General features: G+C 65.1%; 21 protein-coding genes. 16 read left to right on the top strand and 5 right to left on the bottom strand.

Annotation, left to right across the window (positions count from 1 at the left end; genetic code table 11):
• Positions 1-2: 2 nt before the first annotated feature.
• The 8 genes from ACP7BY_RS04560 (at position 3) to ACP7BY_RS04525 (ending at position 5862) form a co-directional block, all read left to right on the top strand.
• Positions 3-833 carry a lysophospholipid acyltransferase family protein gene (locus tag ACP7BY_RS04560; RefSeq protein WP_033966075.1) on the top strand — a complete coding sequence of 277 codons (831 nt, stop codon included), beginning with the start codon at positions 3-5 and terminating at the stop codon, positions 831-833.
• A gap of 39 nt (positions 834-872) precedes the next feature.
• Positions 873-2180 (top strand): tRNA (N6-isopentenyl adenosine(37)-C2)-methylthiotransferase MiaB, encoded by a 1308-nt coding sequence (miaB, locus tag ACP7BY_RS04555; protein ID WP_081988785.1) that lies wholly within the window; start codon positions 873-875, stop codon positions 2178-2180.
• Positions 2181-2338: 158 nt separating this feature from the next.
• Entirely contained in the window at positions 2339-2485 is a 147-nt protein-coding gene (locus tag ACP7BY_RS04550; RefSeq protein ID WP_156143031.1) for a hypothetical protein, read from the top strand.
• Between the two features lie 88 nt (positions 2486-2573).
• Positions 2574-3578, top strand: a complete 1005-nt coding sequence (locus ACP7BY_RS04545) for a PhoH family protein (protein WP_033965520.1) — start codon at positions 2574-2576, stop codon at positions 3576-3578.
• Between the two features lie 57 nt (positions 3579-3635).
• Positions 3636-3887 carry a type II toxin-antitoxin system VapB family antitoxin gene (locus ACP7BY_RS04540; protein ID WP_033965519.1) on the top strand — a complete coding sequence of 84 codons (252 nt, stop codon included), beginning with the start codon at positions 3636-3638 and terminating at the stop codon, positions 3885-3887.
• Complete coding sequence (locus ACP7BY_RS04535; RefSeq protein ID WP_209516332.1) at positions 3884-4279, top strand: type II toxin-antitoxin system VapC family toxin; 396 nt, start codon at positions 3884-3886, stop codon at positions 4277-4279. Before ACP7BY_RS04540 ends, ACP7BY_RS04535 begins: the two co-directional genes overlap by 4 nt.
• Before the next feature lie 140 nt (positions 4280-4419).
• Positions 4420-4929, top strand: coding sequence for an rRNA maturation RNase YbeY (gene ybeY, locus ACP7BY_RS04530; protein ID WP_033965518.1), 510 nt, complete (start codon positions 4420-4422; stop codon positions 4927-4929).
• Positions 4930-4938: 9 nt separating this feature from the next.
• Positions 4939-5862, top strand: coding sequence for a hemolysin family protein (locus ACP7BY_RS04525; protein ID WP_033965516.1), 924 nt, complete (start codon positions 4939-4941; stop codon positions 5860-5862).
• A gap of 193 nt (positions 5863-6055) precedes the next feature.
• On the opposite strand, the gene ACP7BY_RS04520 is transcribed toward ACP7BY_RS04525, so the two are convergent.
• Positions 6056-6916: a LysR family transcriptional regulator gene (locus tag ACP7BY_RS04520; protein WP_171010462.1), complete on the bottom strand. Its 861-nt coding sequence runs from the start codon at positions 6914-6916 to the stop codon at positions 6056-6058.
• Between the two features lie 89 nt (positions 6917-7005).
• On the opposite strand from ACP7BY_RS04520, the gene ACP7BY_RS04515 reads away from it, so the two are divergent.
• From ACP7BY_RS04515 to ACP7BY_RS04505, 3 genes are all read left to right on the top strand, one after another.
• On the top strand, positions 7006-8040 hold the full coding sequence (locus tag ACP7BY_RS04515; RefSeq protein WP_137902501.1) for a bile acid:sodium symporter family protein: 1035 nt from the start codon (positions 7006-7008) through the stop codon (positions 8038-8040).
• A gap of 123 nt (positions 8041-8163) precedes the next feature.
• Positions 8164-10365, top strand: a complete 2202-nt coding sequence (katG, locus tag ACP7BY_RS04510) for a catalase/peroxidase HPI (RefSeq protein ID WP_033965513.1) — start codon at positions 8164-8166, stop codon at positions 10363-10365.
• 114 nt (positions 10366-10479) lie between these two features.
• The gene (locus ACP7BY_RS04505) at positions 10480-11805 is read left to right on the top strand and encodes a PQQ-dependent sugar dehydrogenase (protein ID WP_033965512.1); all 1326 of its coding nucleotides are present in this window, start codon (positions 10480-10482) and stop codon (positions 11803-11805) included.
• 109 nt (positions 11806-11914) lie between these two features.
• Here ACP7BY_RS04505 and ACP7BY_RS04500 read toward each other — a convergent pair whose 3' ends face one another.
• Together ACP7BY_RS04500 and ACP7BY_RS04495 are read right to left on the bottom strand one after the other, a co-directional pair.
• A complete protein-coding gene (locus ACP7BY_RS04500) occupies positions 11915-12217 on the bottom strand; it encodes a polyhydroxyalkanoic acid system family protein (RefSeq protein WP_033965510.1) in 303 nt (100 codons plus the stop codon).
• 10 nt (positions 12218-12227) lie between these two features.
• Positions 12228-12644: a VOC family protein gene (locus ACP7BY_RS04495; protein ID WP_033965509.1), complete on the bottom strand. Its 417-nt coding sequence runs from the start codon at positions 12642-12644 to the stop codon at positions 12228-12230.
• 198 nt (positions 12645-12842) lie between these two features.
• On the opposite strand from ACP7BY_RS04495, the gene lnt reads away from it, so the two are divergent.
• From lnt to ACP7BY_RS04480, 3 genes are all read left to right on the top strand, one after another.
• The gene (lnt, locus tag ACP7BY_RS04490) at positions 12843-14372 is read left to right on the top strand and encodes an apolipoprotein N-acyltransferase (RefSeq protein WP_137902500.1); all 1530 of its coding nucleotides are present in this window, start codon (positions 12843-12845) and stop codon (positions 14370-14372) included.
• 76 nt (positions 14373-14448) lie between these two features.
• Positions 14449-15672, top strand: coding sequence for a methionine adenosyltransferase (metK, locus tag ACP7BY_RS04485; protein ID WP_033965508.1), 1224 nt, complete (start codon positions 14449-14451; stop codon positions 15670-15672).
• A gap of 69 nt (positions 15673-15741) precedes the next feature.
• Entirely contained in the window at positions 15742-16821 is a 1080-nt protein-coding gene (locus ACP7BY_RS04480; protein ID WP_033965507.1) for a hypothetical protein, read from the top strand.
• Between the two features lie 14 nt (positions 16822-16835).
• Here the strand turns inward: ACP7BY_RS04480 and ACP7BY_RS04475 are convergent, their stop codons facing one another.
• Positions 16836-17474, bottom strand: coding sequence for a hypothetical protein (locus ACP7BY_RS04475; RefSeq protein WP_033965506.1), 639 nt, complete (start codon positions 17472-17474; stop codon positions 16836-16838).
• Positions 17475-17725: 251 nt separating this feature from the next.
• On the opposite strand from ACP7BY_RS04475, the gene ACP7BY_RS04470 reads away from it, so the two are divergent.
• Together ACP7BY_RS04470 and trmB are read left to right on the top strand one after the other, a co-directional pair.
• Complete coding sequence (locus ACP7BY_RS04470; protein WP_231565175.1) at positions 17726-18478, top strand: EAL domain-containing protein; 753 nt, start codon at positions 17726-17728, stop codon at positions 18476-18478.
• 67 nt (positions 18479-18545) lie between these two features.
• Positions 18546-19226, top strand: coding sequence for a tRNA (guanine(46)-N(7))-methyltransferase TrmB (gene trmB, locus ACP7BY_RS04465; RefSeq protein WP_033965504.1), 681 nt, complete (start codon positions 18546-18548; stop codon positions 19224-19226).
• A gap of 297 nt (positions 19227-19523) precedes the next feature.
• Here trmB and ACP7BY_RS04460 read toward each other — a convergent pair whose 3' ends face one another.
• Positions 19524-20228, bottom strand: coding sequence for a helix-turn-helix transcriptional regulator (locus ACP7BY_RS04460; protein ID WP_052192382.1), 705 nt, complete (start codon positions 20226-20228; stop codon positions 19524-19526).
• Between the last annotated feature and the right edge of the window lie 103 nt (positions 20229-20331).

Here is a 20331-nt window from a genome sequence, read left to right as displayed (position 1 = left end):
CGATGCCGATTCGCCCGGAAGCCCGCGCGGCGGCGGCGGCGGGCAACCCGCCCCCGCTTGGCTGGCTCGGCTGGTGGCGGCTGTGCATCCGCTCCGTTCTGTTGGCGCTTGCCCTGCTGATCGCGATTCCGCCGCATTATCTGTGGCGAATCCTGCATATTTCCTCGCCGTGGCCGCGCTTCTTTCTGGCCGCCGCCGCCCGGATTTGCGGTGCGCGGGTGAAGGTGAAGGGCGCGGCGCTGAAGCGCGACGTCTTTTACATCTCCAACCATGTCAGCTGGATCGACATCCTCGCGATCGCCGGGGCCAGCGGCACCGCCTTCGTCGCCAAGGCCGAGATTCGCGATGCCCCGATCGTCGGCTGGCTCGCCACGCTGAACCGCACCGTATTCGTCGAGCGCGAGGATCGCCTGGGCGTTGCCGAACAGATCAACCGCCTGCGCGATGCGCTGGCTGAAACCTGGTCGGTCACCGTGTTCCCCGAAGGCACCACCACCGACGGACGCTCCCTCTTCCCGTTCAAGACACCGATGCTGAAGGTGCTGGAGCCGCCCCCGCCCGGCATTCTCGTGCAGCCGGTGTTGCTCGATTATGGCGCGGCGAGCGAGGAAATCTCCTGGATCGGCGTTGAAACGGGTAAGGACAATGCGGTTCGGCTGCTCGCCCGGCGCGGCACGTTTCGCATGACCGTCACGTTTCTGGAACCCTTCCATCCGCGCGACTTTCCGGGGCGCAAGGCGATTGCCGCCGAAAGCCGCCGTCGCATCGAAGAGGCGCTGGTCCGCACGATCGGCCACCCGCTGCGGCCGTTTACCGGACACGCGCAACCGTAATTTGTCACGCTCGCGCGGCGCGCCTATAGCCCGCGCATCATGAAACCCGCCCCCAAAACCTATGCCGTAAAGTCGTTCGGCTGCCAGATGAACGTCTATGACGGCGATCGCATGGCCGAATTGATGGCCGCGCAGGGCCTGACCCAGGCTGATCCGACCGAGGCCGATCTGGTCGTGCTCAACACCTGCCACATTCGCGAACGCGCGACCGAGAAGGTCTATTCGGACATCGGACGGCTGCGCAAGGAAGCGCTGCGCGACATTGGCCGCGCGCCGATGATCGCCATCGCTGGTTGTGTGGCGCAGGCCGAGGGTGCCGAGATCGTGCGCCGCGCCAAGGTGGATGTGGTGGTGGGGCCGCAAGCCTATCACAATCTGCCCGAGTTGGTTGCGCGGGCAGCACGCGGCGAATCCGCGCTCGATACCGATATGCCGGTCGACATGAAGTTCGGCCATTTGCCCGCGCGCCGCCGCGTGCCGCCGAGCGCGTTCCTGACGGTGCAGGAAGGCTGCGACAAATTCTGTACCTATTGCGTGGTGCCCTATACGCGCGGTGCCGAAGTCTCGCGCGGCTGGGACCAGATCGTCGACGAGGCCAAGGCGCTGGTCGATGCGGGCGCGCGCGAGATCACGCTGCTGGGGCAGAACGTCAACGCGTGGAGCGACGATACACGCGGCCTGCACGATCTGATCGCGGCGCTGGCCGAGATTCCGGCGCTGGCGCGGATCCGCTATACCACCAGCCACCCCAATGACATGACGCAGGGTCTGATCGACGCGCATGGCGACGTCGAGAAGCTGATGCCGTTCCTGCATTTGCCCGTGCAATCGGGCAGCGACCGCGTGCTGCAGGCGATGAACCGCAGCCACAGCCGCGATTCTTACCTGCGCATCCTCGACCGCGTTCGCGCGCGCCGCCCCGACATTGCGCTGTCGGGCGATTTCATCGTCGGCTTTCCCGGCGAAACCGATGCCGATTTCGAGCAGACGCTGAGCCTGGTCGATGCGGTCGGCTATGCCCAGGCGTACAGCTTCAAATACAGCCCGCGCCCCGGCACCCCGGCGGCAACGATGGCCGAACAGATCCCTGAAACGGTGATGGACGAACGGCTCCAGCGGCTACAGGCCGCGCTCAACCGCGATCAGGCGTCGTTCAATGCCGCCACCGTCGGCCGCACGTGCCAGCTGTTGCTCGAGCGGCCCGGCAAGTTGCCGGGCCAGTTGATCGGCAAGAGCCCGTGGCTGCAATCGGTCCATTTGGTCAGCGATGCCGCGATCGGCGATCTGGTCGAGGTCACGCTGGCAGAAGCTGGGGCCAATTCCATGCTGGGGACGCGCACCGCCTAAATTCTCCCCTCCCTGAAAGGGAGGGGTCGGGGGTGGGTCGGCGCGTTGTCGCACCCGGACGCCCGCCTCAAACCAACCCACCCCCAGCCCCTCCCTTTCAGGGAGGGGAGCCGCACACACCCCTCGACACCGCCTAACAAAAAGCCCAAATAGGGGCCATGTCGAAGCCCGCGCCAACCGATCTCGTTCCGCCGCAATGGAAGCGCAATCCGGTGGCCTTGTGGGTTTATATCGCGGCGGGTGTCGGCATGATCCTGCTGTCGGGCGGACGCATCGTGCTCGAGCGTATCGGGCTGCGACGCTGATATCTGCCCGCCCCCGATCAAGCACGCGATCCGCGGCCTCGCATTGTCTTCCTAAAGTGTTGCCCACCCAACAGAGCAAAGGAAACGCATGAGCCGCAAGCCTGTCCCCGCGCAATCCGGTGATCGTAGTCGCGCTGAACTGGTGTTCGACCGGCCCCAATTGATGGCGCAACTGTTCGGGGAGTTCGACCAGAATCTGCTCGCGCTGGAGAACAAGCTCGGCGTCTATATCACCGCGCGCGGCAATAAGGTGGGGCTGGAGGGCAGCGCCGAAGCGGTGGCGCAGGCGCGCGATGTGCTGCACGGGCTCTACAACCGCATCGTGCGCGGCGAAGTGGTCGATCCCGGCCTGATCGACGCGGTCATCGCCATGTCGAGCGAGCCGACGCTCGCCGGGATCATCCAGGCCGATGCCGGTGGCGGCGCGGTGCCGCAAATCATGATCCGCACGCGCAAGAAGACGATCGTGCCGCGCACCATCGCGCAAGCGCATTACATGCGGCAATTGCTGAACAACGACATCATCTTCGCGCTTGGGCCAGCGGGCACCGGCAAGACCTATATCGCGGTCGCACAAGCCGTCGCGCAGCTCATCACCGGCAGCGTGCAGCGGCTGATCCTGTCGCGTCCGGCGGTGGAGGCGGGCGAAAAGCTCGGCTTCCTGCCCGGCGACATGAAGGAGAAGGTCGATCCCTATCTCCGCCCGCTCTACGATGCGCTCAACGACTGCCTGCCCGCCGAGCAAGTCGAACGGCGCATCGCCAGCGGTGAAATCGAGATCGCGCCGATCGCCTTCATGCGCGGGCGCACGCTGGCCGATGCCTTCATCATCCTCGACGAAGCGCAGAACACCACGCCTGCGCAAATGAAGATGTTCCTCACCCGCTTTGGCGAAAACAGCCGCATGGTGGTGTGCGGCGATCCCAAGCAGACCGATCTTCCCGGCGGGATGAACGCGTCGGGGCTGAACGACGCGGTCGGTCGGCTGGAGGGCGTCGAAGGCCTGTCGATCTGCCGCTTCGGCAGCGGCGACGTGGTGCGCCACCCGATCGTCGGGCGCATCGTCGAGGCGTATGAGGGGAAGGATGCTTGATTTTTGGGGCACCTTAGGATATACTATTTCAATATCCCGGATATACTGAGACGCACGATGGCATCGCTCTACATCAAGGATCCGGACACGACAGCATTGGCAGCACGGGTCGCAACTCGACTCGGCCTGAGTAAAACGGGCGCGGTAAAGAAGGCTTTGCAGGCGATTGAGGCCAATATGAACCGCGCCGATCGTCATCCGAATGCGCCCGAGTGGTTACAGCAGTTTTGGCGGGACCACCCCCTTCCGCCCCCTACCGGACTGTTGGCAGACAAGACGTTTTTTGACGAATTATCGGGCGATCTGTGAGCATTTTGATCGACGCATCGGCCCTTGTGGCCATGATCGCGGGTGAGGAGGAGGCCGTCGCATTGGCCGAGCGGGTCGACAGTCATGTCGAGCGAATGACGTCCGCAATTGCCTATTGGGAAACGGTCGCGGCGCTTTGCCGCTCCTATGGATATGCCCCCGATGTGGCCAACCAAGTCGTGCGAAACTTCGTCGACAAGCGCGTGATACGTATCAATCCCGTCTCGTTTGCAGAGACGCAAGTCGCGATAGACGCCTACGCACGCTATGGAAAAGGCCGCAGCCCCGCGAGCCTGAATATGGGTGATTGCTTCGCTTATGCCTCGGCGACGACGAGCGGAGCCGAACTTCTTTATAAGGGCAATGATTTCGCCCTAACGGACCTCGCATGATCTTACGAAAATTGCAGCAAGGGCAGCGGACATCCCGCTGAGCTCAACATGGGCGATTGCTTCGCTTATGCCTGCGCCAAAACCAACGACGCCAAATTGCTCTACACGGGCAACGACTTTGCAAATACGGACATGGCCTGATGCTTGAAATCGCCCTTTCGCGCGAAGATGTCTGGCCCGAGCAGGATTGGGAGGCGCTTGCCACCCGTGCCGCGACGGCGGCGATCGAGCGCACGCCGCACGACCCCCTGCTCTCCGTCACCGCCACGGTCGAAATCTCGATCCGGCTGACCGACGATGCCGAGGTGCAGACGCTCAACGCGCAGTATCGCCAGAAGGACAAGCCGACCAACGTGCTGTCCTTCCCGATGGTGCAGGCCGATCTGCTCGACACGATCGACCAGAATAGCGACGATGGCGAGGTGCTGCTCGGCGACATCGTGCTCGCTTATGAGACGTGCGTGCGCGAGGCCGCCGAAAAAGGCGTGAGCGTCGATGATCATGCGTCGCATTTGATCGTGCATGGCACGCTGCATTTGCTAGGGTACGATCATCTCGACGATCGGGAGGGCGATGCGATGGAGGCGATCGAAATCGACGCGCTCACCGCCCTTGGGATCGCCAACCCTTATTGTCTCGAAGAGGACTAAACGACCGCCATGCCCGACGGCCAAAGTACGACCGGCACCGCCAGCCATCTCGGCGGTGCCCCGCATAACGAAACCAGCATCTGGCGGAGTTTCCGCAGCTGGATTTCGGGTCATTCGGGCGACGAGTCGCTCCGCGCCACGCTCGAAGAAGCGATCGACGCGCATGAGGACGACCCGGCACCCGACGCCAAGGGCGACCTCTCCCCGCTCGAACGCACGATGGTGCGCAACCTGCTCCATTTCGGCGAGCGCGATGCGGGCGATGTCGGCGTGCCGCGCGCCGACATCGTCGCGGTCGAGGAGCAGACCAGCTTCGCCGATCTTGTGCGGCTGTTCGCCGAGGCCGGGCATAGCCGCCTGCCGGTCTATCGCGAAAAGCTCGATACGATCATCGGCATGGTGCATATCAAGGACGTGTTCGCGATCCTCGCCACCGGGGCCGAGCATCCGGCGAGCATCGCCGCGCTGATCCGCGAGCCGCTCTATGTGCCGATGTCGCGTGGTGCGCTCGATCTGCTGGCCGATATGCGCCAGAAGCGCGTGCATCTTGCGATCGTGCTCGACGAGTATTTCGGGACCGAGGGGCTGGTTACGATCGAGGATCTGATCGAGGAGATCGTCGGCGACATTGAGGACGAGCATGACGATGCGCCGCATTCGCTGCTCGTGCCGCTGGATGGGGGCGCATGGGAGGCCGATGCCCGCGCCGAGCTGGAGGATGTCGGCGAGACGATCGACCCGCGCCTGGCCGAGGTGGATGGCGACATCGACACCATCGGCGGCCTCGCTGCGGTGCTTGCCGGGCACATGCCGCATGTCGGCGAATGCCTGGTGCACGACAGCGGCTGGACGCTGGAAATCACCGCCGCCGACACGCGCCGCGTGCTGGGCGTGCGACTGCATCCGCCCAAGGCCGAGCCAGAGCACGCCTAACCAGGCCCCCTGCCCCGCGCCCCACCGCAAGCCGGAAAGTTAGGGGAAAGTTAGGCGTAAACGCCATCGTTCGTCCTCCCTCCGGGGCGATGGTTACAGGCTGTCTGCGGGGTCCATCATTGCCGGGGGAGCATGGCATAAGCGCCGCGATGTAGGACAGGGGTAGAGCCGCCCGGCACCGCCGCGCCATGCCTTATCCGGCGCTTGCCCAGGACAGGATCGATTTGGTCAGTGCTTCCGCCACGGGCTCGCCGCGCCCAGGACCGATGATCACGAATTCCATCTCGGGCAATATGGGGAGCGCGGCATCGGCGGTAATTCTAGCCAAGCCCGCTGGCAGCAAGCGCAGCGAATGCGGCATCATGCCGAGGCCAGCGCGCGCGGCGGCGGTCAAGCCGCTGAGGCTGGCGCTGGTGAAGGCGACGCGCCACGGTCGCCGCGCCTGATCGAGCGTCGCGATCGCCATGGCGCGGGTGACGCTGGGGGGCGGATAGAGCAACAGCGCCAGCGCACCCTCCGCATCCGGCTGATAGCCGGGGCGCGATACCCATTCAACCGCTTCGCGCCACGCCGTCACGCCGCGCGGATCGCCCGAGCGACGTTTGACGAAGATGATATCGAGCGTGCCGGCGTCGAACGCATCGTAGAGATTCTGGCTGAGCCCTGCGGTCACCACCAAATCCACCTCCGGGTGGCGCCGCGCGAAACTGGCCAGCACATCGGGCAGCGCCGACAGCACGAAATCCTCGGACGCGCCAAAGCGCAGGCGCCCGCGCAACGGGGTGCCGGATACCTGCCGCTCCAGCGCGCCATAGGCATCGAGAATGCGTCGGGCAGGATCGATCAAGGTCTCGCCATCGACCGTCAGCGCCACCCTGTGGGTGTCCCGCGCGAACAGGCTGCGCCCCAGGGTCGCCTCCAACCGTTTGATTTGCTGGCTGACGGTCGACTGGCGCGTGCCGAGCACGCGCGCCGCCGCAGTGAAGCTGCCCGTCTCAGCCACGGTCACGAAAGCAACCAGCAAATCGGGGTGGACGGCATCCATAGTCATCATGATAGATGATAACTGTTATTGCTGCCATCACAATTGTGCGTAAGCAGTTAGCCGCCTAAGTCGGCGGGGCCTCCTTCAGGATGTTTGCCATGCCCACTGTCCGCTCGCTAATCGCGCGTTCCCCGATCGACCCGTATTTGCTGCTGTTGATCGGCACGGTCGGGCTCGCCATCCTTCTGCCCGCGCGCGGCACCGCCCAGCCGCTGGCGGAAAGCGCAGTGACGGTGGCCGTCGGGTTGCTGTTCTTCCTCTATGGCGCGCGCCTGTCGCCCGCAGCGGTCTGGGCGGGGATTTCGCATTGGCGACTGCAATCGCTGGTGTTCGCCAGCACCTTCGTGATCTTTCCGATCATCGGGCTGGGGGCCTCCTGGGCGGTGCGGGGCTTGCTGCCGCCCGACATTGGCGTGGGCCTGCTCTATCTGTGCCTGTTGCCCTCGACCGTGCAATCCTCGATCGCCTTTACCGCGATCGCGCGCGGCAATGTGCCCGCCGCATTGTGCAGTGCCTCGCTCTCCAATCTGCTTGGCGTGGTGCTGACCCCAGTGCTGGTGGCGGTGCTGCTGTCCACGGCCGGGGGCGGCTTTTCGATCACGGCGATCGAGGGCATCGCCTTGCAGATCCTGCTGCCGTTCGTCGCCGGGCAAGCGGTGCGGCCGTGGATCGGGGCGTGGCTGTTGCGCCACCGCACACTGACCGCAGTGGTCGATCGCGGATCTATCCTGCTGGTGGTCTATGCCGCGTTCAGCGCCGGCGTCGTCGCGGGCGTGTGGACCAGCCTGTCGGTGTCCGACCTGGTGATCGTGCTGGCGGTCGACCTGATAATCCTGGCGATCATCATCGCCGTGACCACCCTGCTCAGCCGCCGTCTGGGATTTTCAACCGAGGACGAGATCGCAATCGTATTTTGCGGATCGAAGAAGAGCATGGCGGGCGGCATTCCGATGGCGACGATCCTGTTCGCCGGGCATGCGGTCAGCTTGATCGTGTTGCCGCTGATGCTGTTCCACCAGGCGCAATTGTTCGTCTGCGCGACGCTGGCGCGTCGTTATGCCAAGCGGCCGATCGAAGACGCGCCGCCGGCCGCCGCGCAGCCGAGCCCGGTTCGCATCTTGACCAGTGCATGATGCCACCGCGCCCGCGTTTATATTAGCCGCCCGATCACTCTACGCGGATTAATCCATTTCTCCGATCAAGCGCGCCATGCCATCCTCTGCGAAAGCCAACCAGAAGCCGCATTGGAGACTGCCATGAATGCCGAAACGAAATGCCCGATGGGTGGGGGCAAGGTGGATGGCAATGCCGTCCTGTTCGAAATGACCAACCGCCTGTGGTGGCCGAACCAGCTTGACCTGACCGTGCTCCACCAGAACCCGCCAGCCGGCGACCCGATGGACCCCGATTTCGATTATGCCGAGGCGTTCAAGGCCCTCGATCTGGCGGCGGTGAAGGCCGACATCTTCGCACTGATGACCGAATCGCAGGACTGGTGGCCGGCCGATTTCGGCCATTATGGGCCGCTGTTCATCCGCATGGCGTGGCATAGCGCGGGCACGTACCGCATTGGCGACGGGCGCGGTGGCGCGGGCAGCGGGCAGCAGCGCTTCGCCCCGCTCAACAGCTGGCCGGACAATGCCAATCTCGACAAGGCGCGTATCCTGTTGTGGCCGATCAAGCAGAAATACGGGCGGGCTTTGTCCTGGGCCGATTTGCTGATCCTGACCGGCAATTGCGCCTTGGAATCCATGGGTTTCAAGACCGCCGGTTTCGCCGGTGGCCGCGTCGATGTGTGGGAACCCGCCACCGACGTGAACTGGGGGGCCGAGCGCGAGTGGCTGCAGACCAGCGACAAGCCCGGCGGCCGCTATTCGGGCGAACGCGAACTCGCCGATCCGCTGGCGGCGGTGCAGATGGGGCTGATCTACGTCAATCCCGAAGGCCCCGACGGCAACCCCGACCCCGTGCTCGCGGCGCACGACATTCGCGAGACGTTCGCGCGCATGGCGATGAATGACGAGGAAACCGTCGCGTTGATCGCGGGCGGCCACACCTTCGGCAAGACGCACGGTGCCGCCGTGCCCGACCAATATGTCGGCCCCGAGCCCGAAGGTGCCGGGATCGAGCAGCAGGGCCTGGGCTGGGCCAACAGCTATGGCACCGGCAATGGCGCGGACACCATCACCAGCGGCCTGGAAGTGACCTGGACGCAGCAGCCGACCAAATGGACCAACCTGTTTTTCGACAACCTGTTCGGCCATGAGTGGGAACTGACCAAAAGCCCGGCGGGCGCGCATCAGTGGGTCGCCAAGGATGCGGCGGAAGACGTGCCCGACGCGCATATCGCGGGCAAGAAGCATCGCCCGACGATGCTGACGACCGACCTCTCACTGCGTTTGGACCCCATTTACGGGCCAATTTCGAAGCGCTTCCACGAAAACCCCGACCAGTTCGCGACCGCTTTTGCCGAGGCGTGGTACAAGCTGACCCACCGCGACATGGGGCCGCACGTGCGCATGCTGGGGGCGGAAGTCCCCGCCGAGCCGCGTATCTGGCAGGACCCGGTGCCCGCGCCTACGCATCCGCTGATCGACGAAGCCGATGCGGCGGCATTGAAGGCACAGATCCTGGACTCGGGCCTGTCGATCTCGCGGCTGGTGAAGACGGCGTGGGCCTCGGCCTCGACCTTCCGTGGCACCGACAAGCGCGGCGGGGCGAATGGCGCACGTATCCGGCTCGCTCCGCAAAAGGATTGGGCGGTCAACGAGCCGGTCGAGCTGGCCGAGACGCTGGCCAGGCTGGAGGCGATCCAGGCGGGGTTCAATGCGGGCGGCAAGACCGTCTCGCTGGCCGATTTGATCGTGCTGGGCGGCAATGCTGCAGTGGAGGCGGCGGCTAAAAAGGCCGGGCATGACGTGTCCGTACCCTTCACGCCGGGGCGCACCGATGCGTCGCAGGAACAGACCGACGCGCATTCCTTCGCGCCGCTGGAGCCCAAGGTCGATGGCTTCCGCAACTATGTCGGCGGGCCTTCGCAATATTCGGCGGAGGAATTGCTGGTCAACCGCGCGCAATTGCTGACGCTGTCCGCGCCGGAAATGACGGTGCTGGTCGGTGGCCTGCGCGTGCTGGGAGCGAACTTCGGTGGCTCCAACCACGGCGTGTTCACCGATCGACCGGAGACGCTGACCAACGACTTCTTCGTCAATTTGCTCAAGACCAGCACGGCGATGAAGTGGACCGCAAGCGAGGACGGTGTGTTCGTCGCGCGCGACCGCAAAACCGGAGCCGAGCAATGGGCGGGCACGCGGGTGGACCTGATCTTCGGCTCCAACTCGCAACTGCGCGCGCTGGCCGAGGCCTATGCCACCGACGATGCTGGGGCGGCGTTCGTCCGCGCCTTCGTGGCGGCGTGGACCAAGGTGATGAACCTCGACCGGTTCGACGTGGCGTGATCCGGTCGATCCGCTGAACCGAGAAAGGCCGTCGACCACACGTCGGCGGCCCTTTCCCGTTCAAGCGGGCAGAATCGCCTTCCCCTCCCCCGCTCCACCCCCTAGTTTGGGGCCATGCGCAAACACATCCTCATCATCCTCGCGATCGTCATCGTCCTCGCGGGAGCCGTCATCTGGTGGGCGGTGCAGCCCGACGTGGCGACGCTGCCGATCGCCAAGGTCGAGGGCGAACGCCCGACCATCTCCGCCCCGCGCGACCAGACCATCCCGACCGTTGCCGTTGCCGATGCGGTCGGGTGGAAGGACGGTGCCACGCCGGTGGCAGCGCCGGGGCTTAAGGTGGTGCCCTTCGCCAATGGGCTCGACCATCCGCGCTGGCTTTATCGGCTGCCCAATGGCGACATTCTGGTTGCGGAAACCAACTCGCCGCCGCGCAAGGTCGCTGGCATCGCCGACGTAGTGATGGGGTATTTGTTGAAAAAGGGCGGTGCCGGTGTCGCCTCACCCAACCGCATCCGCTTGCTGCGCGATACCGATGGCGATGGCGTGGCCGAGCTGCAGACGGTGCTGATCGGCGGGCTCAACTCCCCCACCGGCATGGCGCTGATGGGCGGCTATCTCTACATTGCCGATACCGATGCGCTGCTGCGCGTGCCGTTCACGCCGGGCGAGACCAAGATCACCGCCAAGCCCGAACAGGTCATTCCGCTGAGCGGCGGCGGCAACCATTGGGCGCGCACCTTGCTGGCCGATCCGGCGGGCAAATATCTCTATGTCGGGGTCGGTTCCTCGACCAACATCGCCGAAAATGGGCTCGACGCCGAAAAATACCGCGCCAACATCCTGCAGGTCGATCCGGTCGCCAAGAGCTTCCGCGTGTTCGGGGCTGGCTTGCGCAACCCGCAGGGGATGGCGTTCGAGCCCAAATCGGGGGCACTGTGGGTCGCGGTCAACGAACGCGACATGCTGGGCTCGGACATCGTGCCCGATTACATCACCCGCGTTGGCCTGGGCGACAATTTCGGCTGGCCCTGGTATTATTGGGGCGGCTATCCCGATGCGCGGGTGAAGCCCGAAAACCCGGCGCTGCAGGAATATTCCAAACGCCCCGATTTCGCGATGGGCCCGCACGTAGCGGCGCTGGGCCTGACCTTCGCGAATGACGCGAAGCTGGGCCCGAACTTCGCCAATGGCGCGTTCGTCGGCGAGCATGGATCGTGGAACCGCGTGCCGGTGTCGGGGTATAAGGTCGCCTATGTGCCGTTCGGCGATCTCGGCTTCCCCAAAAAGGGTGCCAAGCCGGTCGACGTGCTGACGGGCTTCCTCAACGCCAAGAGCCAGGCGCAGGGGCGTCCGGTTGGGGTTATCACCGATGCGACGGGCGCACTGTTGGTGGCGGATGATGTGGGCAACACGATCTGGCGGGTCAGCGCGAAGTAACCCCTCACCCCGGTCACCCCGGCCTCGTGCCGGGGCCCACCGAGCGCCAAGACGATCCCCCGCAGGAGATGCGTCGCGGTGGATGCCGGGACGAGCCCGAAGTGACGGATCATTCCAACAGCTTGGGCGCTTCCTTGGCGAGTTTCGCGCGGATCTTGTCGGCGAAGAGCGCGAGGAAGGGCGGCAAGTCGATTTCGGCGCGGACCTTGTCCGCGGCCACGGTCAGGCGGCTGGCGACGCGCTGCCCGAGCGCCGCGACGGTGAAGTGGAGCGTGTCGCCCTCCCAGCGGTGATCGACCGCCGCGCCGCCGGGAAACATCGCGGCCAATTTGCCGATGCCGCCATCCACGCGCGCGCGCGCCGCCTCAAGCCCGAGGTGGTGGGGAAATTCGACGATGATCGGTTCGCTCATGTCCGGTCCTTTACGTCGCGAACAGCATCGCGTCATCGACAAACGCCTTGAACTCGAGCGCGTTGCCGCTGGGATCATAAAAGAACATCGTCGCTTGCTCGCCCGGCTGCCCGACGAAGCGGATATGCGGCGCAATGCCGAAGCGTGTCCCCGCTGCCGTCAGCCGATCGGCGAGCGCCTGCCAGTCGGCCATGGTCAGCACCACGCCGAAATGCGGCACCGGTACGTCATGGCCATCGACCGGGTTGGAGACGGTGACGGGTTTCGCGGCGGGATCGAGATGCGCGACGATCTGGTGGCCATGGAGATCGAAATCGATCCAGGCGTCGGAGCTGCGCCCCTCGGCGCAGCCGAGAATGCCGCCGTAAAAGGCGCGCGCGGCGGCGAGATCGTGGACGGGGAAAGCGAGGTGGAAGGGGCGAGTCATGGAGGGACCGTACCAAATCCTCCCCGGCACGGGGAGGGGGACCCTGAGCATGTAGCGAAGGGTAGAGGGGGGCCTCCGCACGCGCTGTGCCCGTGGCACGCCCCCTCCACCACTCGGCTGAAGGAGCCGAGCGGTCCCCCTCCCCGTTTCCAGGGAGGATTGGTTGCGTCGCTCTCGCGATCACGCGATAGCGCAGGCATGACCGAACGCCCCGCGCTTTTCTCCTTCCTGCTCGGCGGGATCGCCGCAGTCGGCTTCGCGCCGCTGGATCTATGGCCGGTAACGCTTGGCTGCCTGGCGCTGTGGATGGGGATCGTCCACGCGGCTCGCGGCATCCGCGCGGCGCTGTGGCGCGGGTGGCTGTTCGGCTTTGGGCATTTCCTGATCGGCAATAACTGGATCGCCAAAGCCTTTACCTATCAGGACGCGATGCCGCACGCGCTCGGCTGGATCGCGCCGGGGCTTATGGCGCTGTATCTCGGCATCTTTCCGATGGCGGCGGCGGGGGTGGCGTGGCGCTTTCGCGGGGCTCGCCCGGATGCGCCCTATGTGCTGAGCTTCGCCGCCGCCTGGATCGCCACCGAATATCTGCGGGGGACGCTTTTCACCGGCTATCCGTGGAATCCGCTGTCGGAGATGTGGTTGCCGACCCCAATCGCGGCGAGCGCGCGTTATCTCGGCACCTACGCCCTGTCGGGGGTCGCTGTCCTCGCGGCGGGTGCCGTTTTGCTCGCCGTCACGCGGCAGTGGCGGACGAGCACGGCCATGCTCGCGCTGCCGATACTCCTCGGCATGGCCGCGCTGGAGCAACCCGCCCCCACCCGCATGACCGCCACCGCCCCGCGCGTGCGCGTCGTCCAGCCCGATCTCGACCAGGAACAGCGACCGCGCGACGATTATGCCGAGGCCAATTTGCGCCAGCTCGCGCGGCTGAGCGGCAAGCCCGGCCCCGCCCCGCGCTTGATCGTGTGGCCCGAGGGCGCGCTGCGCTTCCTGCCCGAGGATGGCTATCCCCGCCAATATTATTGGGAAGCAACGCCGTATGAGACGCGCCACCGTATCGCGGCGCTGCTCGGCCCGAAGGACGTGGTGTTGACGGGTGGCAACGCGCTGATGTTCGACTCGGCGGGGACGCTGTCCAGCGCGACCAACGCGATCTTCGCGCTCGACGCGCACGCGCGCATCCTCGGGCGGTACGACAAGGGGCATCTGGTGCCGTTCGGCGAATACTTGCCCGCGCGACCGCTGCTCTCGGCGATCGGCCTCGCGCGCCTCGTGCCGGGCGATTTCGATTTTTCGGCAGGCAGGGGCGTTGGCGGCCTCGACCTGCCCGCCTTCGGGCGGGTGGGGTTCCAGATCTGCTACGAGATCATTTTTTCGGGCGCGGTGGTCGAGCCCGGCCACCGCCCGGCCTTTTTGTTCCAGCCGTCCAACGACAGCTGGTTCGGCTATTGGGGCCAGGCCGAGCATCTGGCGCAAGCGCGGATGCGCGCAATCGAGGAGGGGCTGCCCGTCATTCGCGCCACGCCGACCGGCATTTCGGCGATCATCGATGCGCAGGGCCGCGTGCTCGCGTCGATCCCGGCGGACAGGCCGGGCGCGATCGAACGGCCGATCCCGCCTGCGGCTCCCCCCACCCTGTTCGCGCGGTTGGGCAACCTGATAGCACTAATTGTTGGTGCCGCATTCCTCCTGTCGGCAATTGCATTGCGACGTTTCGCACGATAGGGCATCATATAAGGAAAGCTTTATATCAGGCATGGCAACGGCCAAAGCTCTCCTCAACCATTGAGGATCTCAACACATGCGTTCCAGTTTTCTCTTCACATCCGAGTCGGTCTCGGAAGGCCATCCTGACAAGGTCGCCGACCAGATCAGCGACACCGTCGTCGATCTGTTCCTGAGCAAGGACCCCTATGCGCGCATCGCGTGCGAGACGCTGACCACCACCAATCTCGTCGTGCTGGCCGGCGAAATCCGCTGCAAGGGCGTGTACGAGAATGGCGAATGGGCCGAGGGCGCGCTCGCCGAGATCGAAGCTGCCGTGCGGAACACGGTCAAGGAAATCGGCTACGAACAGTCGGGCTTCCATTGGGAAACCTTCGCCTTCCACAACAATCTGCACGGCCAGTCGGCGGAAATCGCGATGGGCGTGGACGAAGGTGCCAACAAGGACGAAGGCGCTGGCGACCAGGGCATCATGTTCGGCTACGCCACCGACGAGACGCCGGGCCTGATGCCCGCGACGCTCTATTACAGCCACAAGATCCTCGAGCGCATGGCGGCTGACCGCCATTCGGGCGCGGCCCCGTTCCTGGAGCCCGACGCCAAGAGCCAGGTCACGCTGGAATATGAGAATGAAGTGCCGGTGCGCGCGACCGCGCTGGTCGTCTCAACCCAGCATAAGGCGGGCTATTGCTTGCAGGGCGACAATGCCAACCCGGCGCTGTACGATGAACTGCATGCGTACGTTTCGCGCGTGCTGACCGAGACGCTGCCCGAGGGCTTCGTCACCGACGCGACCAAGATCTACATCAACCCGACCGGCGCGTTTGAAATCGGCGGTCCGGATGGCGATGCGGGCGTCACCGGCCGCAAGATCATCGTCGACACCTACGGCGGCGCAGCGCCGCATGGCGGCGGCGCATTCTCGGGCAAGGATCCGACCAAGGTCGATCGCTCGGCAGCATACGTCTCGCGCTACATGGCGAAGAACGTCGTGGCCGCTGGCCTTGCGCGCCGCTGCACGATCCAGTTGAGCTATGCGATCGGCATTGCCGAGCCGCTGTCGCTCTATGTTGACCTGCATGGCACCGGTGCCGAGGGCATTACCGAAGCCAAGATCGAGGAAGTGCTGCCGCAGCTCGTCCGCCTGACACCGAAGGGCATTCGCGAGCATCTGAAGCTCAACGCCCCGATCTACAAGCGCACCGCGGCGTACGGCCATTTCGGTCGCGAGCCCGACGCCGATGGCTTCACCTGGGAAAAGACCGATCTGGTCGACGCCCTGAAGGCCGCTGTCGCGTAACAGCTTGCGGTAAATCGCTGAGACTTTAGGCTCCCCCGGTATCGCTTGGCGATTCCGGGGGAGTTTTTCATGCGCCTTTTACTGGCTGCAATCGCGCTGTGCGTCGCTTCGCCCACAATCGCCCAACAGCCCCCGCAATTGACGCTCGGCGCGACCGAGCCCTATCGTCACAAACCCTCCGGCCTGTCGGTTCCAACCACGCTCGATGGCTTGCAGCGCACGTCTGCGGTCGCTTACGTCCCCGATCTCGACGAGGCGCTGAGCTTCGACAATCCCAGCAATAGCGATACGCTGACGGTCTATGTGTTCCGCAATGTCAGCGGATCGGTGCCGCTGTGGTTCGACCGGATCGACTGGGTCGCAAGCCACCGCGACATCTATGGCGGGCTGGTGCCGCTGCACACCCCGACCGCGTTCACGCCGCCCGGCCAGGGCACTGCCAGCGGCTTGATCGACAGTTACAGCGTCAGCAAGGGCCCGTATCGCAGCACGGCAATCGCCTTCATGCCATTGGGGGCCGACTGGTACGTGTCGGTGCGCTATTCGTCGAAGACCTTGGACGGCGCGACATTGGAAACGCATATCCGCGCGGTCGTCGCGGCGCTCGGCTGGCCGCAGAAGATCGCGCCACAGCCCGCCGCCGTGCCGGTCGCAGATTGTACGTCCGCGCTCGCGCTGTCGGGCGACGCGAAACCGATCAACCGTAGCAAGGCGATGGGCAGTGCGCTGCTGTTCGGTGCCTTGCTGTCGAGCGCATCGACCGACGAGAAGCAGAAGATGGCGAAGGATGAACCTCCGCCACCGCCCGTGACCTGGTGCCGCGACCTCGCCGCCTCGATCGGCATGGGCAGCAGCGGGGTGTATCGCCCGGTTGGCACCACCGATCGCTATCTCATCGCCTATCAGGATGCCGGTCGCGGCCTGATGGTCGAGCCCGACACGCTCTCGGCGCTGCTCGACACCAAAGCGAAGGCATCCTGGTCGGTGACCGAATATGAAGTTGCCGCGGCGGGCAGCTACATCCCGCGCGATCGCTTGCCGCCCCCCGACCAAGCCCTCAAAATCGTCGGCAAGGAACATTTCGCAAGCAAGGCCACGACCTGGGGCGAAAAGCGCGACATTCAGATCGATAGCGGGGTGATGAAATAGCCCCGGTTAAGCCCCTACGGTCGGTTTGACGAAAAAACCGACGGATCAAACCGCGCGGGCGGCGCTCGGCGCGCCTGTTGCTCGCTATCCGGCATGACCGCCACCGCTTGCGTCGAGGCTGCCTGCACATTGAAACGCAGATCGTCCGCGAGGTACGCTGTCACCACCGTATCGGCGGGCATCCTGCCGCTGGTGCCGTGAATGAACAGCATCGGCCAGGAAATGAACAGCGCACCGCCAATTGCCAGCGCGCCCTGCCCGTTGCCCTGCCGCGCGGTGCGGCCCGACAAGCGGATTGGTCCGTTCGGCGTCTGCACATAATCGAGCCGGATATCGAGCTGGCCGCGCTTGCCGAAATGCCCGTTGCGTTCGGCGCGCATCACTTCGCCCACCGCGATCGACCCGACCGGCACCACCACTTGCCCGCGATAAACGAGCGGTTCGGCCACTTCGAGATAGAAGCGGTCGCCCGCATGATTGTCCTTGGTGTTAAGCTCGGTGCGCGTGGTCAATTGCAGCGGCGTTCCCATCGGTAAATACGCCGTGGTGGAGGTGACCGCAGCCGGAGCCGCCCACTGTACCGTATATTGCGCCTCGGCAATCGCGGGTGCGCATGACGCGAACACGATTCCCGCCCAATGGGAAAATTTCATCGATAAGCCCCCGTTGCCAATACCGACGGGCTTATACTTACTTATTCTACCAATACTTAGCGTTCACGATGAAGATTATCTTAATATCGCCGGCCTGTTCTCGGCCGACGTCTTTGGGCACCGCGATCGCCGAAAATATCCGCCGATCGTCGCGTACTGCAAACTTACCCCGAAAATAACCACCGCACGAGCCGACCGTTACGGCGTCGTAGCGTCTATCAATAGACAAGGGTCACCAGAGGAAACGTCTCTTGTCCGGTCAACACGCACGTCCAAATGCAGAGCAGGAGCATGACTTTCACCTCGTCATGGCGTTCCAGCCGATCATGGATGTCGTGGCGAACCGTACCTGTGCCTATGAGGCGCTGGTGCGCGGTCCCAACGGCGAAGGTGCCCCGGAAATGCTGGCGCGGGTGACGCCCGAGACCCGCTATGCCTTCGACCAGCAATGCCGCGTGGCTGCGATCCGCCAGGCCGTGGCCGCCGGGATCATGTCCACCGGCGCATTGTTATCGATCAACTTCCTGCCCGAGGCGATCGAGGATCCGGTCGCCGACAGCGAGCGCACACTGCGGACAGCGCGCGAGACGGGATTCCCGCCCGAGCGACTGACCTTCGAATTCAGCGAGTGCAAGCGGCTCGACGATGCGCATCTGGAGCGTGTCGCGCGCGCCTATCGCAAGATGGGAATGACCACCATCATCGACGATTTTGGATCGGGCGATTGGGGGCTGACGCTGATGAGCCGCTTCCTGCCCGATGCCGTCAAGCTCCAGCCCGATCTGATCCGCGGTTTGTGCGGCAGTTGGGCGCGGCGGCTGGTGGTGGAGGAAACCTTCCATCTGGTTTCGCGACTGGGCGTGAAGGTGATTGCCGAGGGGGTCGAGACGCGCGCCGAATATGACAAATTGCGCGGCATCGGTGTGCGCTACATGCAGGGTTATTATTTCGCGCGACCGCAGATCGGGCGCCTCGTTCGCCCCGAGCTCGCGCACGCAGCCTGACCGCGACCGCGCCCGCGAAGGAAACGGCGCTTTCCAGCCGCCTGCGCGCTCGCTAGAGCCTGCGCCGATGACCGATCCGATGACGACCCGCCGCCTCTATGGCCGCCGCCAGGGCCATAAACTGCGCCTGGGCCAGGCCGACCTGGTGGAAACCCTGCTACCGCAAATCAGCGTGCCGACCGACGGGCCGCTCGACGCGACACGGCTGTTCGGCAGCGATCGCCCGCTCGAAGTCGAAATCGGCTTTGGCGCGGGCGAACATCTCGCCGGGCAAGCGACCGCGCGGCGCGACACGGGCTTTATCGGTTGCGAACCCTTCCTCAACGGCGTGGTCGGCGCGCTGGGGCACGTCCGCGACGCGGATCTCGACAATGTCCGCCTGCACATGGGCGACGCGCTCGACGTGCTCGAGCGCCTGCCCGATGCCTCGCTGTCGCGCGTGTACCTGTTGCACCCCGACCCGTGGCGCAAAGCCCGCCACGCCAAGCGACGCATGGTCAATCACGGCCCGCTCGATCTGATCGCGGCCAAGCTGAAGCCGGGCATGGAGTTCCGCCTCGGCACCGACGACCCGACCTATTGCCGCTGGGCGATGATGGTGATGGGGCAACGCCGCGATTTCGTGTGGACCGCGCGGGAGCCCGCCGACTTCCTCAACCGCCCCGAGGACTGGCCCGAGACCCGCTACGAACGCAAGGCGCGCCGCCAGGGGCGCGAGGTGTGGTATTTCACCTTTCGACGTAAATAAGGCTGCAATATCGCAGGATTTTGGTAATTATATCATAGCCATACGACAAGTTCCCGCCTTGCTGACGCGCCACCACCGCGAAATCGCCGGGTGTAAGGTTGCCAAGATCCGCCAAGCTTGCCGGAGCCCGCAGGTCGAGGTCGAGAATGCCGCGACCACCGCGCGAGCCGCAGTCGGCCCGGCAGTGGCACCGGCAACACCGGCGCGGCGACTCCCCAAAGCGGCGGGAACGGGACCGCCCATCCCGGTGACGGCGCCGATGGCGGGGCAAATCGTCCCGAGGGCCGCTTGCTCGCGCTAAGCCACGCTGCGCAACCGCCCCGGTGCCACTCCGTGCGCGGCCCGAACCTGACGCGCGAAATGCGAGCGTGACGCATAGCCCGCAGCCTGGGCGGCCTGGGTCACCGAATAGCCCGGCGCGCTGAGAAGCGATCCCGCCGTCGCCATGCGCGCGGACAGGCAGACCTGGCGAAACGACGTGCCTGCCTGTTTCAGGTGACGGCGCAACGTAGAGGCCCCCATGCCAAGCATACCGGCGACCTCTTCGACCCGCCAGGCATAGGAAGGGTCCGCATATACGATGGCTTCGAGCTGTTCGGCGCGATCGACAGCGACGAGCATCCGCCCGACATGCGTGCCGCTGAGCAACAACAGAATTTCCACGATACGATGGCGCGCCACGGCTTCGGCCGTGGCCGCCTCTGGGGCCGCCAGCGCGCTCGCAGCATGTCCATAGGCCTCCACCAGATCGGCGGACAGCGCAATGCCAAAGCTGCCCGGGATGCTGGGGCCATCGGGCAAGCCGTTCAGACTGGCGCGCAGCGACTGGCGCAGCGGCGCATCGACCGTGATGCAAATCGATTCGTACCGCCCGCTCTGCGGATCGGGAATGTTGACCAGATCGATTTTCAGACCTGCGGGGATCGCGAAGGGCACACCGCGCGGAAAACGCTGTGCGACATCGCCGCGCTGTGCCTCCTGGGTGGGGTCGTAATTCGTCATGGGCTGACCATCGGCGTCCGCCGCGACACGAACAAGGGCCGACAGAGCGTTTCGGGCGCATCACCGAGCGGTTCGGGTCCACGCCCCTGAGCACGCGCCGTCA

It is taken from the genome of Sphingomonas sp. PSPC2-2 (assembly GCF_049897725.1).
In the GTDB taxonomy this organism is placed as follows: domain Bacteria; phylum Pseudomonadota; class Alphaproteobacteria; order Sphingomonadales; family Sphingomonadaceae; genus Sphingomonas.
The sequence above is the reverse complement of the archived record's forward strand: the minus strand, read 5'-3'. Positions and strand labels throughout refer to the sequence as shown.

What these genes read in the sequence shown, in the direction of transcription:
- ACP7BY_RS04550 (WP_156143031.1), top strand. Translation starts at nt 2,339, where the DNA reads ATGTCGAAGCCCGCGCCAACCGATCTCGTTCCGCCGCAATGGAAGCGC.
- miaB (WP_081988785.1), top strand. Translation starts at nt 873, where the DNA reads ATGAAACCCGCCCCCAAAACCTATGCCGTAAAGTCGTTCGGCTGCCAG.
- ACP7BY_RS04480 (WP_033965507.1), top strand. Translation starts at nt 15,742, where the DNA reads ATGCGCCTTTTACTGGCTGCAATCGCGCTGTGCGTCGCTTCGCCCACA.
- ACP7BY_RS04460 (WP_052192382.1), bottom strand. Translation starts at nt 20,228, where the DNA reads ATGACGAATTACGACCCCACCCAGGAGGCACAGCGCGGCGATGTCGCA.
- ACP7BY_RS04495 (WP_033965509.1), bottom strand. Translation starts at nt 12,644, where the DNA reads ATGACTCGCCCCTTCCACCTCGCTTTCCCCGTCCACGATCTCGCCGCC.
- ACP7BY_RS04475 (WP_033965506.1), bottom strand. Translation starts at nt 17,474, where the DNA reads ATGAAATTTTCCCATTGGGCGGGAATCGTGTTCGCGTCATGCGCACCC.
- ACP7BY_RS04545 (WP_033965520.1), top strand. Translation starts at nt 2,574, where the DNA reads ATGAGCCGCAAGCCTGTCCCCGCGCAATCCGGTGATCGTAGTCGCGCT.
- ACP7BY_RS04515 (WP_137902501.1), top strand. Translation starts at nt 7,006, where the DNA reads ATGCCCACTGTCCGCTCGCTAATCGCGCGTTCCCCGATCGACCCGTAT.
- trmB (WP_033965504.1), top strand. Translation starts at nt 18,546, where the DNA reads ATGACCGATCCGATGACGACCCGCCGCCTCTATGGCCGCCGCCAGGGC.
- ybeY (WP_033965518.1), top strand. Translation starts at nt 4,420, where the DNA reads ATGCTTGAAATCGCCCTTTCGCGCGAAGATGTCTGGCCCGAGCAGGAT.
- ACP7BY_RS04560 (WP_033966075.1), top strand. Translation starts at nt 3, where the DNA reads ATGCCGATTCGCCCGGAAGCCCGCGCGGCGGCGGCGGCGGGCAACCCG.
- ACP7BY_RS04500 (WP_033965510.1), bottom strand. Translation starts at nt 12,217, where the DNA reads ATGAGCGAACCGATCATCGTCGAATTTCCCCACCACCTCGGGCTTGAG.
- ACP7BY_RS04525 (WP_033965516.1), top strand. Translation starts at nt 4,939, where the DNA reads ATGCCCGACGGCCAAAGTACGACCGGCACCGCCAGCCATCTCGGCGGT.
- ACP7BY_RS04505 (WP_033965512.1), top strand. Translation starts at nt 10,480, where the DNA reads ATGCGCAAACACATCCTCATCATCCTCGCGATCGTCATCGTCCTCGCG.
- ACP7BY_RS04540 (WP_033965519.1), top strand. Translation starts at nt 3,636, where the DNA reads ATGGCATCGCTCTACATCAAGGATCCGGACACGACAGCATTGGCAGCA.
- katG (WP_033965513.1), top strand. Translation starts at nt 8,164, where the DNA reads ATGAATGCCGAAACGAAATGCCCGATGGGTGGGGGCAAGGTGGATGGC.
- lnt (WP_137902500.1), top strand. Translation starts at nt 12,843, where the DNA reads ATGACCGAACGCCCCGCGCTTTTCTCCTTCCTGCTCGGCGGGATCGCC.
- ACP7BY_RS04520 (WP_171010462.1), bottom strand. Translation starts at nt 6,916, where the DNA reads ATGATGACTATGGATGCCGTCCACCCCGATTTGCTGGTTGCTTTCGTG.
- metK (WP_033965508.1), top strand. Translation starts at nt 14,449, where the DNA reads ATGCGTTCCAGTTTTCTCTTCACATCCGAGTCGGTCTCGGAAGGCCAT.